This window comes from Vibrio sp. nBUS_14 (assembly GCF_051201655.1).
In the GTDB taxonomy this organism is placed as follows: Bacteria; Pseudomonadota; Gammaproteobacteria; order Enterobacterales; family Vibrionaceae; genus Vibrio.
Map to the genome: position 1 here is coordinate 3,420,850 of NZ_CP179206.1, position 17,021 is coordinate 3,437,870.

Annotated in this window: 12 protein-coding genes; 5 read left to right on the forward strand and 7 right to left on the reverse strand. The window is 45.8% G+C overall.

The window, feature by feature from the left end; genetic code table 11:
* Positions 1-68 precede the first annotated feature (68 nt).
* Positions 69-857 carry an acetylglutamate kinase gene (argB, locus tag ACMAZD_RS16165; protein WP_435247933.1) on the reverse strand — a complete coding sequence of 263 codons (789 nt, stop codon included), beginning with the start codon at positions 855-857 and terminating at the stop codon, positions 69-71.
* A 12-nt stretch (positions 858-869) separates the two neighbouring features.
* Positions 870-1,874 carry an N-acetyl-gamma-glutamyl-phosphate reductase gene (argC, locus tag ACMAZD_RS16170; RefSeq protein WP_435247934.1) on the reverse strand — a complete coding sequence of 335 codons (1,005 nt, stop codon included), beginning with the start codon at positions 1,872-1,874 and terminating at the stop codon, positions 870-872.
* Between the two features lie 153 nt (positions 1,875-2,027).
* Here argC and argE point away from each other — a divergent pair, with 153 nt between their 5' ends.
* The 3 genes from argE (at position 2,028) to ACMAZD_RS16185 (ending at position 6,956) form a co-directional block, all read left to right on the forward strand.
* A complete protein-coding gene (gene argE / locus ACMAZD_RS16175; RefSeq protein WP_435247935.1) occupies positions 2,028-3,164 on the forward strand; it encodes an acetylornithine deacetylase in 1,137 nt (378 codons plus the stop codon).
* A 252-nt stretch (positions 3,165-3,416) separates the two neighbouring features.
* A complete protein-coding gene (ppc, locus tag ACMAZD_RS16180) occupies positions 3,417-6,053 on the forward strand; it encodes a phosphoenolpyruvate carboxylase (protein WP_435247936.1) in 2,637 nt (878 codons plus the stop codon).
* 363 nt (positions 6,054-6,416) lie between these two features.
* Positions 6,417-6,956, forward strand: a complete 540-nt coding sequence (locus ACMAZD_RS16185; protein ID WP_435247937.1) for a PadR family transcriptional regulator — start codon at positions 6,417-6,419, stop codon at positions 6,954-6,956.
* A 138-nt stretch (positions 6,957-7,094) separates the two neighbouring features.
* Here the strand turns inward: ACMAZD_RS16185 and metF are convergent, their stop codons facing one another.
* The 3 genes from metF to ACMAZD_RS16200 form a co-directional block, all read right to left on the reverse strand.
* Complete coding sequence (metF, locus tag ACMAZD_RS16190; RefSeq protein ID WP_435247938.1) at positions 7,095-7,994, reverse strand: methylenetetrahydrofolate reductase; 900 nt, start codon at positions 7,992-7,994, stop codon at positions 7,095-7,097.
* Between the two features lie 300 nt (positions 7,995-8,294).
* Positions 8,295-10,706, reverse strand: a complete 2,412-nt coding sequence (locus ACMAZD_RS16195) for a bifunctional aspartate kinase/homoserine dehydrogenase II (RefSeq protein WP_435247939.1) — start codon at positions 10,704-10,706, stop codon at positions 8,295-8,297.
* A gap of 2 nt (positions 10,707-10,708) precedes the next feature.
* Entirely contained in the window at positions 10,709-11,890 is a 1,182-nt protein-coding gene (locus ACMAZD_RS16200; protein WP_435247940.1) for an O-succinylhomoserine (thiol)-lyase, read from the reverse strand.
* A 208-nt stretch (positions 11,891-12,098) separates the two neighbouring features.
* Here ACMAZD_RS16200 and metJ point away from each other — a divergent pair, with 208 nt between their 5' ends.
* A complete protein-coding gene (gene metJ / locus ACMAZD_RS16205) occupies positions 12,099-12,419 on the forward strand; it encodes a met regulon transcriptional regulator MetJ (RefSeq protein ID WP_004729686.1) in 321 nt (106 codons plus the stop codon).
* 185 nt (positions 12,420-12,604) lie between these two features.
* Here metJ and ACMAZD_RS16210 read toward each other — a convergent pair whose 3' ends face one another.
* Together ACMAZD_RS16210 and rpmE are read right to left on the reverse strand one after the other, a co-directional pair.
* The gene (locus ACMAZD_RS16210) at positions 12,605-13,894 is read right to left on the reverse strand and encodes a malic enzyme-like NAD(P)-binding protein (protein ID WP_435247941.1); all 1,290 of its coding nucleotides are present in this window, start codon (positions 13,892-13,894) and stop codon (positions 12,605-12,607) included.
* A 331-nt stretch (positions 13,895-14,225) separates the two neighbouring features.
* Positions 14,226-14,444, reverse strand: a complete 219-nt coding sequence (rpmE, locus tag ACMAZD_RS16215; RefSeq protein ID WP_086715817.1) for a 50S ribosomal protein L31 — start codon at positions 14,442-14,444, stop codon at positions 14,226-14,228.
* 331 nt (positions 14,445-14,775) lie between these two features.
* Here rpmE and priA point away from each other — a divergent pair, with 331 nt between their 5' ends.
* Positions 14,776-16,977 carry a primosomal protein N' gene (gene priA / locus ACMAZD_RS16220; protein ID WP_435247942.1) on the forward strand — a complete coding sequence of 734 codons (2,202 nt, stop codon included), beginning with the start codon at positions 14,776-14,778 and terminating at the stop codon, positions 16,975-16,977.
* The last annotated feature ends 44 nt before the right edge of the window (positions 16,978-17,021 follow it).

Consider the following 17,021-nt stretch of genomic DNA (forward strand, 5'->3'; position numbering starts at 1 on the left):
AAATGACTTCATAATTATATGTTTATTTAGTTTGTCTAAATTATTTAAGTAGTCACTCGTAGTGAGGCCTACTGAGGTAAAAACTGTGTTCCTATGCTCTTACCTGAAAAAAGTTGTGTCAGTTTGTCTGGGTATCGCCAAGTAGCGACTTCGATTGGTCGTCCGAGGTCGTTAGCGGCTTCTAATGCGGCTTTAACCTTAACGATCATGCCGTCAGTAATAACTTTGCCTGTGATGAGGTCATCGGCTTGTTGTTGATTAAGACTTGGAATCAAGTGACCTTTACCATCCAACACGCCACTTACATCAGAAAGCAGCACCAGTTCAGCATCAAGTGCGCCTGCAACAGCAACCGCGGCTTGATCGGCATTAACGTTCATCAGTTGTCCTTGCTCAGTAAGACCAATAGAACTAATGATTGGTAATGCACCAGCATTAAGGATGGCTTGCAGGACGCTTGAGTCGCCCGGCTCAGCTTTACCTACGGCACCCAATTCAGGGTTCAGCTCACTAACTTTACATAGGCCACCGTCTGCTAGGCTCAAACCGACGGCGTTGATACCATCTTTAATCGCCTGACCCTGAAGTAATTTATTGGCTGTGCCCGCTAGTGCACCAGCAATCACTGGGATTTGATCATAAGGAGTAACACGTAGCCCCTCTTTCTTAACCGTTTCGAGGTTCAACTTATTCATCAAGTCATCAACAAGGTAACCACCACCGTGAACAATCACGATTGGTCGTTGTGCCTGTTGTTGGTAAGCAGAGATAGCACCAAATAACTTGCTAAGTGTTTCACCACAAGATAGCGCAGCGCCACCTAACTTTATGATTAATGGTTGATTATTAAGGCTCATATCTAGATTTCCTTACACTAACGCAGTTAATGGCGCAAAACCATAACGTAAATTCAAACACTGCATCGCTTGGCTAGATGCACCCTTTAATAAGTTATCAATCGCTGAAACAACGATGATGTGTTGACCTTGAACCTTCCAACCTAAGTCGCAGAAAGGCGTCTGTTCTACATCTTGAATTCTTGGTAATGTCTCTTCGAGTAATCTCACCGCTGGCTTACCTTGATATGCTTGCTCGAAGGCATCTTGTATCTGCTTTTCTGTCACATCGTCAGCCAGTTTCATGGTAATGGTCGCTAAAATGCCACGCTTAAAGTTGCCTAGGTGCGGGGTAAAAATTACATCACACCCTAGGTGTGCAGCCATTTCAGGTTGATGACGGTGGTTAAATACACCATAAGCTTGCAGGCTTACTTCGCAGAAGCTGTTGACCATAGTCGCCTTGCGCCCTGCCCCACTAACGCCACTAGTCGCGTTAATCACTGGCCATTGGTTCTCATCCAGTAACTTTGCTTCAACTAAAGGCTTAATCGCCAGTTGTGATGCGGTTGGATAACAACCCGCGACTGCAACAAGCTGAGCTTCTTTTATTTCTTGTTCGTTCCATTCAGCTAAACCGTAAGCCGCTTTGTCTAGCCATTGTTCGTGTTGATGTTCAAAACCGTAAAACTCTTGATAGAAGTTTTCGCCTTTAACTCTAAAGGCACCTGATAGGTCGAAGACTTGGCAATCGTTCTCAAGGAAGATTGGCGCTAGGTCGTGACTGACTTCGTGTGCCGTTGCTAGAAAAATCACATCAGACTGTTTAGCTACTTCTTCTGGATTCATTAATGGCTGTACTGGCATATCAACCAGACCAGCTAACTTACCGTGCAGTGCCGCGATAGGTTTACCTGCGTCTACACTATTGGCTGAGACATATAAACCTGATAGCGTGAGCTCAGGGTGTCTGTTTATCATTAGAGCCAGTTCTGCTCCTGTATAGCCGCTTGCGCCAATGATCGTGGTTTTCAACATCTCAACACATCCATTTTTGAGGTAAGTTACATTTCAAATTTGACTATTAATACTTAATTCTTAGCTTTATTTGATTTCTTATGCATTAAATATGATTTAATATGTGTTTTACCGACTTATGGTTTTCCTGTCAATAGTAGAAGTGAAGTTATTATGCAATTACCGAGTTTTCTTGAGGTCTATAAAGGCCTAATTACCACCGACTCCATTAGCTCGACCGATCCAAGCTGGGATCATGGCAACGAGAAAGTGATCGAAAAAATGGCTCAATGGTTTAAAGATGTAGGCTTTAGTGTTGAGGTGGTAGAGGTCGAACCCGGCAAGCATAATATGGTCGCAAAGATGGGTTCTGGCGAAGGGGGCTTACTGCTTGCAGGACATAGCGATACTGTGCCATTCGATGAAGGACGTTGGAACTTTGACCCTCACGCCCTGACAGAACACAACAACCGCTTCTACGGATTAGGCACCGCCGATATGAAAGGCTTTTTTGCCTTCGTGTATGAAGCCGCGAAGAAGATGGACTGGAGCAAGCAAACCAAGCCGCTTTATGTATTAGCAACCTGTGACGAAGAAACCACTATGCTGGGTGCTCGTCATTTCACTGAAAATGCACCGTTTAAACCGGACTACTGCATTATTGGTGAGCCAACCAGCCTTGTGCCTATTCGTGGTCATAAAGGCCATGTCGCTAATGCCGTGCGAGTAACCGGTAAATCAGGTCACTCTTCAGATCCCGCTTTAGGCGTCAACGCTATCGAGATCATGCATGAAGTGCTGTTTGCTTTAATGCAGCTGCGTGACAAGTTAGTCAAAGAGTATCACCACCCAGGTTTCGCAATTCCAAGCCCTACCCTAAACCTTGGTCATATCCACGGTGGCGACAGTGCTAACCGTATTTGTGGTTGTTGTGAACTGCACTATGATGTTCGTCCTCTACCGGGTATCAGCTTAGATGGCTTGGATAACATGCTGCGTAGCGCACTGAAAGAAATAGAAGCAAAATGGCCGGGCAGAATCGAGATTACTCCACTGCACGAACCTATTCCGGGTTACGAGTGTCAGCACGATCATCCATTTATCGGTGGCATGGAATCGGTATGTGAAACTGAATCACAAACCGTGAACTACTGTACTGAAGCACCTTTCCTTCAAGAATTATGTCCAACACTGGTGTTAGGTCCAGGCTCAATTGACCAAGCTCACCAACCGGATGAGTTCTTGAGCTTTGACTTTATTGACCCAACAATTGATGTTCTGAGTAAATCTATCCGTAAATATTGTTTCTAGTTATTACTTCTCAATCCGAACATTCACATAAAAGCCACCCTAAAAAGTGGCTTTTATTCTGCCATGCCTGATATAGCCGCAATCTTGTAATTAAATTTCACTTTATTCCGAAGTCTTGGAAAATTTACTTCTCCCGCATTTCGAAAACTAATAATTGCAAACTTAGAATGCTTTATTTGACTAGATACAGCAGTTTTCGCTAGATTGTGTACTTAACAAGGAACAATGGATGTAATTTTTTTACGAGGCAGGATGACAATGAACGAGAAATACGCCGCTCTCAAGAGTAACGTAAGCATGCTAGGACGCTTGCTAGGTAACACAATACAAGATGCACATGGTGACGTTATCTTAGAGAAAGTGGAAACTATCCGTAAACTTTCCAAATCCGCCCGCGCAGGCAACAAAGCTGACCGTGACAGCCTAGTTGAAGAAATCAAAAACCTGCCGAACGAACAACTCACTCCTGTTGCTCGTGCATTTAACCAATTTCTCAACCTCACCAACATAGCAGAACAGTACCACACGATCTCTCGCCACTGTGAGGAGCATGTTTGCGAACCAGACGTGCTGCAATCTCTATTTTCCAAATTAAACCAAAACGATATCAGCAAGCTAGATGCGGCTCAAGCTGTTCGCGACCTGAACATCGAACTCGTTTTGACGGCTCACCCAACAGAAATCACTCGTCGCACCATGATCAACAAGTTGGTTAAAATCAACGAGTGTCTGTCTAAATTAGAATTAAGTGACCTATCACATAAAGAGCGCGTGAAAACCGAGCGTCGCCTAGAGCAGCTTATTGCTCAAGGTTGGCACTCTGATGTGATTCGTCAGCAACGCCCAACACCACTTGATGAAGCTAAGTGGGGCTTTGCGGTTGTAGAAAATTCTCTTTGGGAAGCCGTGCCTGATTTCCTTCGTGATATGGATGGCCGACTCAAAGGTTACCTTGGTGAAGGCCTACCAATCGATGCACGCCCGGTACACTTCTCATCATGGATGGGTGGCGACCGCGATGGTAACCCATTCGTAACGCACACCATCACCAAAGAAGTACTTCGCCTATCTCGCTGGAAAGCCGCTGACCTGTACCTAGGTGACGTGAACGAGCTGATTACCGAACTGTCGATGACAAAGTGTAATGATGCCGTTCGTGAATTGGCTGGCAATGAGCATGAAGCTTACCGTGCAATCCTGAAGAGCCTACGTACTCTGCTGAACAACACGCTAGAAGTGCTTGATGCAAAACTGCACGACGCAGAAGTACCGAAGAAAGAAACACTACAGAACATAGACCAACTTTGGACACCGCTTTACGCATGTTACCAATCGCTGCACGAATGTGGCATGGGCGTAATCGCAGACGGTTCTCTACTTGATACCCTGCGCCGCCTGAAAGCATTCGGCGTGCACCTGGTTCGTCTTGATGTTCGTCAAGAAAGTACCCGTCACTCAGATGTGCTATCTGAACTGACTCGCTACCTAGGCATTGGCGATTATGACCAGTGGAGCGAGCAAGACAAGATTGCTTTCTTAACCAATGAATTAAGCTCTAAGCGCCCACTTCTTCCTCGCGATTGGGAGCCATCTGAACAGGTTAAAGAGGTTTTAGACACCTGTAAGGTCATTGCAGCTCAACCTCGTGAAGCCTTCGGTGCTTACGTGATTTCTATGGCGCGTACTGCATCAGATGTACTGGCTGTTCACTTGCTACTTCAAGAATCTGGCTGCCCATACCGCATGGACGTGTGTCCATTGTTCGAAACGTTAAACGACTTGAACAACTCAGAAGCAGTAATGAAACAGCTAATGAGCATCGATTTGTACCGTGGCTTTATCCAGAACCACCAAATGGTGATGATCGGATACTCTGACTCAGCGAAAGATGCGGGCGTAATGTCTGCAGGCTGGGCTCAGTATGACGCGATGGACAAGCTGGTTAAGGTTTGTGATGAAGAAGGCATTGAACTGACTCTATTCCACGGTCGTGGCGGTACAGTTGGTCGTGGTGGTGCTCCGGCTCACGCAGCTCTTCTTTCTCAGCCACCTAAGAGCTTGAAAGGCGGTTTACGTGTAACTGAGCAAGGCGAAATGATCCGCTTTAAGCTTGGCTTACCAGATGTTGCTGTAAACAGCTTCAACCTTTACGCAAGTGCGATTCTAGAAGCAAACCTTCTGCCGCCACCTGAGCCAAAACAAGAGTGGCGCGACCTAATGGAAGTGCTGTCTCAAATATCTTGTGAGGCTTACCGTAACGTGGTTCGTGGCGAAGAGAAATTCGTACCTTATTTCCGTCAAGCGACACCTGAACTGGAGCTAGGCAAACTGCCGCTTGGTTCTCGCCCAGCAAAACGTAACCCGAACGGCGGCGTAGAAAGCCTACGTGCGATTCCATGGATCTTCTCTTGGAGCCAAAACCGTTTGGTACTGCCTGCATGGCTAGGCGCCGGTGAAGCGATTCAATATTCCGTCGACCAAGGGCATCAAGCCTTGCTTGAAGAGATGTGTCGCGAGTGGCCGTTCTTCTCTACCCGTCTAGGTATGCTGGAAATGGTATACTCGAAGTGCAACATGGAAATCGCTAAGTACTACGACCAACGTCTTGTTGACGAAGAGCTATTGCCGTTAGGTGAATTGCTGCGCGAACAGCTGCAAAAAGACATCAAAGCCGTCCTAAATGTTGAGAACAACGAGAACCTAATGCAGAGCGACCCATGGGGACTTGAGTCAATCCGCCTACGTAACATCTACGTTGAGCCACTAAACATGCTTCAAGCTGAGCTGCTTTACCGTACTCGTAAATGTGAAACACCACCAGCAGAGCTTGAAGAAGCACTAATGGTGACGATTGCAGGCATTGCAGCAGGCATGCGAAACACTGGTTAATTAACACTGGTTAATTAGTGATTCCTACTATACAATAGACAAAAGGTCGCCTAGTGCGACCTTTTTATTTCACAAAATAAGCAATACTGAGTTTTTTGTCAGTTTTTTGGGTTATTTTGTCCATGTATTCTACTTTATGCTTATTATTTAGATATACTATTGCTCGGCTGCGGAAACACTCCCAAAAAATAATCTGCAGCAACTTGACCAATAAACTGGTCAACCTAGGTGATAAACGGCTTTGTAAGGTGACATAACCAACCGATGAGTTGGTGCTACTTAAACATAACCAATATAACGTGCCATTAGAAGCACACTTGTTGTTTAAGTATTTGTTTACTGTTTACCATTTGGATTTCAGACATGTCATTACCACACGTAATTCTAACCGTTTTAAGTACACGCGATGCTACTGGTTACGATATCACAAAAGAATTCTCCGCAAGCATTGGTTACTTCTGGAAAGCTAGCCACCAACAAGTTTACCGCGAGCTAAATAAAATGGCTCAGAACGACCAGGTAACTTGCGTGCTTGAGCCTCAAGAAGGCAAACCTGATCGTAAAGTTTACTCTATCACTGATGCTGGCCGTGGCGCGCTAGGTGAATGGTTTGAACAACCAACTGCACACCCAACCGTTCGTGACGAGTTCTCAGCTAAGCTAATGGCTTGTGCTGTACAACCTTCTGACGCTTACCGTGTACAACTTGCTGAGCTAGTAGAAGAGTCTCGCAAACTGGTTTCTCACTACCGTGAAATCGAAGCGGCTTACTACGCAACGCCATCAACACTAGACAAGCAAGCACGCCTTGAGCGTCTTACTCTTCGTCGTAACCTACTTATCCGTGAAGCATGGATTGTATGGGCTGAAGAAGTACTGCTTGAACTTGGCGTTCTTGCTTAAGTTAAGCTAGAAGCTAGAAGCTAGAAAAGCAAAAGGCTTGAACTCTTAGAGTCTAAGCCTTTTTTGTATCTATAGAATTTGAAATTTTACAGCCAGAGGCTTTTTACAAGCGCTTAGGCTTTACTTCTTAGGTTTTACTTAAAGCGCAGCGACTTGTGGACGAACACCTAATGTGTGGCAAAGTGCGTAAGTCATTTCTGCACGGTTTAGCGTGTAGAAGTGGAAGTCTTTCACACCTTCACGGCTCAGTGTACGAACCATATCAATCGCTTGGCTAGCACCAACAAGCTGGCGAGTCGTTGGATCATCATCCAAACCTTCAAACTGCTTCGCCATCCAACCCGGTACTTTTACGTTGTTCATCGCAGCAAAGCGAGATGCTTGCTTGAAGTTAGAAACTGGCAGAATGCCCGGTACAATCTCAACATCAACGCCAGCCGCTACACAGCGGTCACGAAAGCGTAGGTAGCTCTCTACATCAAAGAAGAACTGAGTGATGGCACGGTTAGCACCGGCATCCACTTTACGTTTTAGGTTAATAAGATCCGATTGAGCACTTTTTGCTTCAGGGTGAACCTCTGGGAATGCCGCTACTGAAATATCAAAGTCGTGACGAGATCTAAGCAGCTCGACTAGGTCAGAGGCATACATATCTGGAGCACCGCCGCCAGCAGGAATATCACCACGCAGTGCAACAATGCTTTCAATCCCATTAGCCCAGTAATCGTCGGCAATTTGAATCAGCTCTTCACGGCTAGCATCTATACACGTTAAGTGTGGTGCTGCCACTAGGCCAGTTTGGTTTTTGATTTCTTTAATGATTGAGTGGGTACGATCACGCTCGCCCGAGTTTGCACCATAGGTTACCGATACAAATTTTGGTTGAAGTGTTTTAAGACGGTGAACAGAGTTCCACAGTGTTTCTTCCATCTTATCATTGCTTGGTGGAAAGAATTCAAATGACACATTGATGTTGTCAGAAAGCTCAGCGATATTCTGATTCAAAGCGTCGATATGGCCTGCGTGTGTGTATCCCATCTTACTCTCCCTGTGGCAAAAGCAACCACTAAAAAATCTTAAATCCTTCAAGCGACGTTTAGACGTCTATATGTCTGTAGAATGTATTGAATACGATTTAATGTCAACAGATCCATTATGAATTTTTCTCAAGTAAATCATGAGTAAAATTCAAGTAGTTAGATGGGGCGAAAAGCAGAAATAATGTAGAAAAAAGGCTGAAAAACACATCGTGCTTTCAGCCTTATTTATCTTAGTGAATAGTATGCTATTTACGAACTAAAACACTTGATCTGAGTATTAAACCAACCAATCTGAGTATCAGAACAGGCTAGACATTCTGTTTAGATCCGACTGAATCGCACCAGCCGTCACTTCACGACCGGCACCTGGGCCACGAATAACTAATGGATTATCTTTATACCATTTACTCTCAATCGCAAAGATGTTGTCGCAAGGCAGTAAGTTCGCCAGTGCGTGCTCTTTCGATAGAGCTTCAACACCTACCGTTGCCTTACCATTCTTCTCTAGACGCGCTACATAACGTAGAACCTTCTGTTGAGAATGCGCTTTCTCTAAACGCTCAGCCAACTCTTCGCTTAGAACAGAAGCTTTATCGAAGAAGTCATCCACCGATAAGTCTTGCAGCTCTGCAGGTACCAGTGATTCCACTTTCACGTTTTCAGGTTCAATGTCTAAACCCGATTCACGCGCCAGAATCACCAGCTTACGCATCACGTCTGAGCCATCAAGGTCAGCACGAGGATCCGGTTCCGTCAGGCCTTGTTGCCATGCAAGGTCAACCAATTCGCTGAATGGCACCGTGCCATCGAACTGTTGGAACAACCAAGACAAAGTGCCCGAGAAGATACCCGATAGTGCGATGATGTCATCGCCGCTTTCACGCAAGTCACGTACCGTGTGATTAATCGGTAAGCCAGCACCTACTGTCGCGTTGTACAACCAATGACGGCTGATCTTAGCGAAAGCATCTTGCACTTGATGGTAATACTCGCTTGATGCAGAGCCTGCCACCTTGTTAGCCGAGATCAGGTGGATACCTTGTTGTGCGACTTGCAGGTATTTTGCTGCAAGCACCGGGCTCGCCGTAACATCTAAAACAACTGCTTCATCGTAGCCCTGAATAGAACCCAAACGTTCTAGCCAGTCGTTGCCGTTGTTGGTAATCGCTTCGTCATCAAAGCGTCTACTAACTAAAGTCGCATCAATGCCTTGGTCGTCGAACCAATAAGTTTGGCTATCAACCACCGCAACCAATTCGAAGTTCATTCCACGACGCTTTTCAAGTTCCGCCTTTTGCTCGGCAAATAAGCTTAACCAACTTGAACCAATGTTGCCCTTGCCACATAAAGCAATCGCAACACGCTTCTGCGCTTGGAACAGTTGAGAGTGAATGCCTTTCACTAGACTTGATGTTTCACTCTTACGAATCACAGCCACTAAGCTCAAGCCTGAGTTTGCTTCTGAGATGAATTCAACCGGTGAGCTCTTGAGCTGTTGGTAAAAGCCGTAGCAATGGTTAGGGTTTTTAGTCACCCCCGCACCCACCGCAGCGATCAGAGAGAAACCTTCTTTGAGCTTAATCTCAGCTTCAATTGCGTGGTCTTGTAGATATTCCAGAGCGCCACCAGCAATCTCTTCTGTATAAGCAAGACGCAAGCAGTGCTGATCCGGTTCAAGTTCATAAGCAAGCGGGTCTAATTGAGCACGCTTAAGCCCTTCAAGAGCTTCACTCTTTAGACGATCGAAATCATGACCGTGACCAAAAGTCAGCTGCACGATAAGAACTTCATCTAAAGAGGTAATAATTTTTGCACCACGACCGGATGCCAGTACACGCTCTATCTGTGTAGAGCCCGCTTCTGGCTGATAGCTGCAACGTAAGCTTAAGTCCATAGCACTTTGAGCAACAGGCTGTAACGTTCGGCTATGGAGCACTGGAGCAGCTAAACGAGCTAACTCACTCGCTTCATCAAGACGGAGCAGAGGCAGTAAACACGCATCTGAAACCAAGCGAGGATCTGCGCTATATACACCCGCCACGTCGCTCCAAATCGTCACGCGTTCAACTTCAGCCAAAGCACCAATCACGGTTGCTGAGTAATCCGAACCGTTACGACCAAGTAGTACCGTTTCACCTTCGCTGTTCTGAGCCATAAAGCCTGTAATCACCACGCGACAATAGGCATGCTGCGCTAGGGATTCTTTAATCAGAGGATAAGAGCGCGCGCGGTCGACTTCAGGTTGAGCACCCGCTTCTGCACGTAAAAAGGCACGCGCATCTTGAGCAACCGCTTGTAAGTCATGCTGGCACAACAAAGTCGCCAACAAACGTGAAGACCAAACCTCACCATGACCAAGCACTTGCGCTTTTTGTGCTTCGCTCAAGGGAGAAGTGAGCTCACCCAAAGCAGTAAATTCTTGTTGAATGGTTGCCGTTAGTTGAGAAGCGGCTTCACCCTCAAGTAATGTTTCAATCAGTTCAAGTTGGAACTGACGAAGGGTTTGTAGGCATTCATGAGCAATGCGGCCATCTTTATCGAGCGCTTCAACAAACTCAATCAAACGGTTGGTCGTTTTACCTGCTGCCGATACAACGACTAAGTCGGTTGCTGATGAGTATTCTCTAAGAATGTTGACCACGCGTTGGTAACATTCAGGGTTCGCTAAACTGCTGCCACCAAATTTATGTAGCTGGCGAAAGGTTGTCATTATTAACCCTCCCCTTCAACGATAAAGGCTTGTGTTCTTTCGAAGGCTTGCTTGAGATCGTCAATTAGGTCTTCTGCATCTTCAAGGCCAACAGAAAGGCGCAGTAGTTGTTGAGAAACACCCGCTTCTGCTAGAGCGCCTTCACCCATAGCACGGTGAGTCATCGACGCAGGGTGACAAATCAAGCTTTCAACACCACCCAGTGATTCAGCCAAAGAAAATAGCTCTAACTTATCGACAAAATATTTAAGTGCTTCAAAAGAGCCCGCAAACTCAAAGCTCAACATGGAGCCAAAGCCCAACTGCTGTTTCTTGGCAATCTCGTGACCTGGATGTTCAGGAAGGCTTGGGTGGTAAATCGTACCCACTAGAGCTTGTTGTTGCAGATCCGTCAGAATTTCACGTGAACTTTCTTCGTGAACACGCATACGCGCACCTAGCGTACGAATACCGCGGAGCGTCATGTAGCTATCAAATGGTGTGCCGGTTGCACCAATACAGTTGCCCCACCATGCTAGTTCTTCAGCGTGCTCTTCAGTTTTCGTCACAACAACGCCACCAATAACATCCGAGTGTCCGTTGATGTATTTAGTGGTTGAGTGAATAACAAAATCAGCCCCCAGCTCTAAAGGCTTTTGGAACACAGGCGTCAAAAACGTATTATCGACAGCAACCAGAGCACCCACTTCTTTCGCTTTGCGGCAAGTTTCTGCAATATCAACCACACGAACTAATGGATTCGATGGTGTTTCAATTAAGATCAACTTTGGCTTAAGCGCGATCGCGGCATCCAGCGCGGCTTGATCCGATTGATCAACAAAAAGAACTTTGAAGTCACCTTTAAGTGAGCGTGTATTAAACAGACGGTAAGTGCCTCCGTAGCAGTCGTGCGGTGCGATAATAAGATCATCGCCACCTAAGAAAGCGGAAACCCATACGTTAAGCGCCGAAGTACCACAGTTAGTAACAACCGCGCCTTTACCAGATTCAAGCTCAAACAGTGCCGTTTCTAATAAACCACGGTTTGGGTTACCGGAACGGGTATAGTCATACTTTGGCACTTCACCAAAAGCGGGAAATCCATAGTTAGTCGAAAGATAAATTGGTGGGACAACGGCATGGTGTTGCGTGTCTGACTCGATACCAGTACGTACTGCGATGGTTGCTGGCTTCCGGCTGCTCATAGGTGTTTCCTTACAAGTTTTACGTCTGAGAATCACAGCTGCTTGTCGGCATTTTTCGGCTGTGTTAGATATATGTTATTCACTTTACTTTCACAAAACCGAGACGTCAACACTTCTAGACGTCTATATGTCTTTGCTTATGGCAGTAAATCCCGCTAAAATCAGCACTATTAATTTATTCTAACAACTAAAGTGATGAAGGTACGCAATGGCCGACTGGAATGGTGAATACATAAGCCCATATGCTGAGCATGGAAAGAAAAGCGAACAAGTAAAGAAAATTACAGTTTCTATCCCTCTAAAAGTGTTAAAGGTTCTTACTGACGAGCGCACTCGCCGCCAGATTAATAACCTACGCCATGCAACAAACAGTGAGCTACTGTGCGAAGCCTTTCTACATGCGTACACAGGCCAACCACTACCAACGGATGAAGACCTTCGTAAAGACCGTCCAGACGATATTCCTACTGAAGTGAAAAAACTGATGACAGAGATGGGTATCGAATTCGAAGCGTTCGACGAAGAATAAAAACACCTCAGTCACTGCCTTCAATATTGATTCGCGATAACTGAACCCTATTTGTCACATCTACCACTACGCCCTCTATAACTGCGCAGTTAATAATAGACATAAAATAACCGACTCCTAATGGGTCGGTTTTTTATTATTCTTTTCACTCAATAGAGCAACCGCTATAAAGCTATAACAAACTATTAAGCCATATAGTTAGCAGGCATCTCAATACGAGCAACACCAGACTCAACCGCCGCTTGCGCAACTGCTTTTGCAACGCGAGAAAGTAGACGTGGATCCATTGGCTTAGGAATGATGTAACCTGTACCAAACTCCAATGCAGTCTCACCCGCAGCGGCTAATACTTCAGCTGGAACTTCTTCTTTTGCTAGTTCACGAATCGCTTTAACTGCCGCTAGCTTCATCTCGTCATTGATTTCGCTTGCACGCACATCGAGTGCACCACGGAAAATGAATGGAAAACAAAGTACGTTATTTACTTGGTTAGGGTAATCACTACGACCTGTACCCATAATAAGGTCAGAACGAACTTCGTGAGCAAGCTCAGGCTTGATCTCTGGATCTGGGTTTGAACATGCAAACACAACTGGCTTATCAGCCATCAGCGTTAGTGCTTCAGCTGGCAGCAAGTTAGGGCCAGATACGCCTAAAAACAGATCAGCGCCTTCAATAACATCTTCAAGTGTGCGCTTATCCGTGTTATTTGCGAACAACGCTTTGTACTCATTCAGATCTTCACGACGAGTATGAATTACACCTTTGCGGTCCAGCATGTAGATTTTCTCACGCTGAGCGCCACACTTAATCAGCAATTCCATACAAGCAACCGCTGCTGCGCCAGCACCCAAACAAACGATTTTACACTCTTCAAGTTTCTTACCTTGAAGCTCAATCGCGTTCAGCATACCTGCTGCCGTTACAATCGCAGTACCGTGTTGGTCATCGTGAAATACAGGCACATCACAACGCTCAATTAGACGACGTTCAATCTCGAAACAGTCTGGTGCTTTAATGTCTTCTAGGTTAATACCACCGAATGTATCTGCAATATTCGCAACCGTATCAACGAACTCATCGATTGTGCGGTGTTTTACTTCAATATCGATAGAATCTAAACCAGCAAAACGCTTAAACAGTAGCGCTTTACCTTCCATTACAGGTTTAGAAGCAATAGGACCAAGGTTACCTAGGCCAAGAATCGCAGTACCGTTAGAGATAACAGCAACCATGTTGCCTTTACCTGTGTACTTATAGACGTTATCAACGTTCTGTGCAATCTCGCGAACAGGTTCAGCCACGCCTGGGCTGTATGCAAGTGCTAGATCTTCTGCAGAGTTTGCAGGCTTCGTCAGTGCTACGGCAATTTTGCCTGGAATTGGGAACTCATGATAATCAAGAGCTTGCTGACGGAATCGTTCTTGAGGCGATAATTCTTGAGAGGATTGATCTTGGCGGCTGTCTTCAGACATAGGTGTAGGTTCCTAGGATATTATTATTTGGGGGATCATGTTCATGTTAATGGATGTACTTCAAAGTTCCTAGGTGGTTGGAGCCTCTGTCTCATTAAAAAACGAGATTTCACTACTAATAAGACCAGTGAGCAGTTGAAATTACTGTCGCTTGTTGAACTTTCGAGCGGATTTACAGGGAGGAACGTTTGAGGAAAATGATGGAGAAAAATTCAATTCGTTAGTTGACCGTCAAGATGAATTGATAGTTGCATCAAATTCACGGTTTTCTCAAATGACAGGCAACAAAAAAGGACACCGAAGTGTCCTTTTTATGTCTAAATAGCGAGAATTACTTCTTGCTAGAAAGAGCACCGAAACGCTTGTTGAAGCGATCAACACGGCCGCCCGTATCTACGATACGTTGCTTACCAGTGTAGAATGGGTGACATTTGTCACATACGTCTAGGTGGATAGATTCTTTTGCAAGCGTTGAGTTGAACTCAAATGTGTTGCCGCAAGAACAAGTTGCAGTAACTGCTTTGTATTCTGGGTGGATACCGACTTTCATGGGAAAACCTCAGTTAGGCCGTGTCGCTATACGATTCTATGCCGCACACCACACGTAGTTAAAAAATAAAATAAAGATACCGCAACATCACTAAAAAGCGATAAGGCCATACCTTTAAGGCGCGATATAGTAATGAATCTGTGAGATAGGATCAACTGATTTGATACATTTTTCGCCAACACAGTCCTTAAACCCTCTGTTAAGCGTTATTTCCTAGCTCCACTAACATTCACGACTCAAGTAAGCTCTGTCATCTAAACTGCTCCTCGAATTTAACGCCCTTATCCTTTAGACTGTTCGCTCTCGTCAACTCAGATAAAGCCGTCCCTTTATGCGTCCAATGATTGCCCGTGTGGCACTGCCTGTTCCACTCGACAAGCAGTTCGATTACAAGATTCCTAGCCACCTATTTCCGATTATTGGTGGGCGAGTCTCTGTGCCTTTTGGACGACAAACCTTAACTGGTATCGTGACGGCTCTGGTTAATGAATCTGAATTCGAGCTCGACAAACTCAAGCCGATCAAAACCTTATTAGACAACCAACCTGTTTGGCCTGAATCGGTCTACTCACTCTTGGTCTGGTGCAGTCAGTTCTATCAGTATCCACTGGGTGAAACCTTAGTGAATGCCCTACCTAGCGCTTTACGAAAAGGCAAAGCTGCCGACTTCGCAACGCTTGTCGAGTGGCAACTGACCCCATCAGGTAGAGACCAACTGATGCAAGGCTTTGGTCGCGCGGTCAAACAAGCCAAAGTAATGCACATGCTTGAATACGGCGCAGTTCCTCATCAAGAGTTCATTGATGAAGAGGTGGGCAGCGCAGTACTGAAGACATTAGAAGAAAAAGGCTGGATTGAGTCGGTAGAAAAAAAGCCGAAGCGCAAACCATGGCCAATTGAACTCGAAAACGACCAAGACAAGCCTAAACTCAATGCAGAGCAAGCCATCGCGATTGCGACCGTAAATAGCCAGACCGACTTTGGTTGCTTCTTGCTAGAAGGTGTCACTGGTTCAGGTAAGACCGAGGTCTACCTGAATATGATCAAGCCGATTCTCGACCAAGGCAAGCAAGCGTTGGTCTTGGTACCTGAGATTGGTCTCACTCCACAAACGATTAACCGCTTTAAGCGGCGCTTCAACGTACCTGTTGAGGTTATCCACTCTGGATTAAACGATTCTGAGCGACTCAATGCATGGCTATCAGCCCGCGATAAGATTGCAGGTATCGTGATTGGCACCCGTTCGGCTCTGTTCACGCCGTTTGCTGATTTGGGTATTATCATTGTTGATGAGGAGCATGACGCCTCTTATAAACAGCAAGATAGCCTGCGCTACCACGCTCGTGACGTCGCGATCATGCGTGCTCATAAGGCGCAGATCCCAGTGGTTCTTGGGTCAGCAACACCGGCTTTTGAAACGCTACACAATGCCCAGATAGGTAAATACAACTACCTAACTCTGACCTCACGCGCTGGTGTCGCACTGCCGACCACCAATAAAGTGCTGGATGTTAAGGGCGAATATCTAGAAAGTGGTTTATCTGCATCATTAATTGCAGAAATGCAAAGACACTTAAAAGCGGGCAACCAAGTGATGTTGTTCCTCAATCGCCGTGGTTTTTCCCCAGCATTGATGTGTCACGACTGTGGTTGGACAGCCGAATGTAAGCGCTGTGATGCCTACTACACCTATCACCAATACAGTAATGAAATGCGCTGCCATCATTGCGGCTCGCAACAGCATATCGTGCACAATTGCCAAGGCTGTGGTTCAGCGAACTTAGTGACGGTGGGTGTCGGCACCGAGCAGCTTGAAACACAACTTGGTCAACTGTTCCCGGAATACAAAACCATTCGTATTGACCGCGACAGCACCCGCCGTAAGGGCAGCTTAGAAAGTGCGCTAGAGTCGATTCGTAAAGGTGAATACCAAATACTGATCGGCACACAGATGCTTGCCAAAGGGCACCACTTCCCTGACGTGACACTTGTAGCGTTATTGGACGTTGATGCCTCTTTATATAGTAGTGACTTCCGTGCCTCTGAAAGACTGGCTCAGTTGTTCACTCAAGTTGCAGGTCGAGCAGGACGTGCCAGTAAGCCAGGAGAGGTTATCTTACAGACTCACCACCCAGAACATGGCTTGTTACAAGCACTTCTGCACAAAAATTATAATCACTTTGCCCAAACGGCTCTGGCTGAACGCAAACAAACGATGTTGCCGCCTTATACATTCATGACTCTGTTTAGAGCCGAAGCGAACGATACGCGCTTGGTGGAAGAGTTCTTGCGTCAAGTTCGTTACACATTGGAATCACATCCGTTGTTTGACCAATATTGTATGGTGCTCGGCCCAACCCCTGCACCATTGGCAAAACGAGCAGGTAAATCTCGCTGGCAGCTGATCTTGCAAACACAGACTCGTTCATTAATGCAGAAGCTATTAATGAGTGCTAAACCTGCGATCAATATGTTACCCGCTGCGAAAAAAGTCCGCTGGTCACTCGATATTGAGCCGCAAGATCTGAGCTAAACCCACTCGGGTTAAAACTAATGATAAGTTTGTTCACAAATATT

Coding starts and splice junctions, on each gene's coding strand:
- ACMAZD_RS16210 (WP_435247941.1), bottom strand. CDS start 13,894: ATGTCTGAAGACAGCCGCCAAGATCAATCCTCTCAAGAATTATCGCCT.
- argE (WP_435247935.1), top strand. CDS start 2,028: ATGCAATTACCGAGTTTTCTTGAGGTCTATAAAGGCCTAATTACCACC.
- argB (WP_435247933.1), bottom strand. CDS start 857: ATGAGCCTTAATAATCAACCATTAATCATAAAGTTAGGTGGCGCTGCG.
- metJ (WP_004729686.1), top strand. CDS start 12,099: ATGGCCGACTGGAATGGTGAATACATAAGCCCATATGCTGAGCATGGA.
- ACMAZD_RS16200 (WP_435247940.1), bottom strand. CDS start 11,890: ATGAGCAGCCGGAAGCCAGCAACCATCGCAGTACGTACTGGTATCGAG.
- ACMAZD_RS16195 (WP_435247939.1), bottom strand. CDS start 10,706: ATGACAACCTTTCGCCAGCTACATAAATTTGGTGGCAGCAGTTTAGCG.
- argC (WP_435247934.1), bottom strand. CDS start 1,874: ATGTTGAAAACCACGATCATTGGCGCAAGCGGCTATACAGGAGCAGAA.
- ppc (WP_435247936.1), top strand. CDS start 3,417: ATGACAATGAACGAGAAATACGCCGCTCTCAAGAGTAACGTAAGCATG.
- priA (WP_435247942.1), top strand. CDS start 14,776: ATGCGTCCAATGATTGCCCGTGTGGCACTGCCTGTTCCACTCGACAAG.
- ACMAZD_RS16185 (WP_435247937.1), top strand. CDS start 6,417: ATGTCATTACCACACGTAATTCTAACCGTTTTAAGTACACGCGATGCT.
- rpmE (WP_086715817.1), bottom strand. CDS start 14,444: ATGAAAGTCGGTATCCACCCAGAATACAAAGCAGTTACTGCAACTTGT.
- metF (WP_435247938.1), bottom strand. CDS start 7,994: ATGGGATACACACACGCAGGCCATATCGACGCTTTGAATCAGAATATC.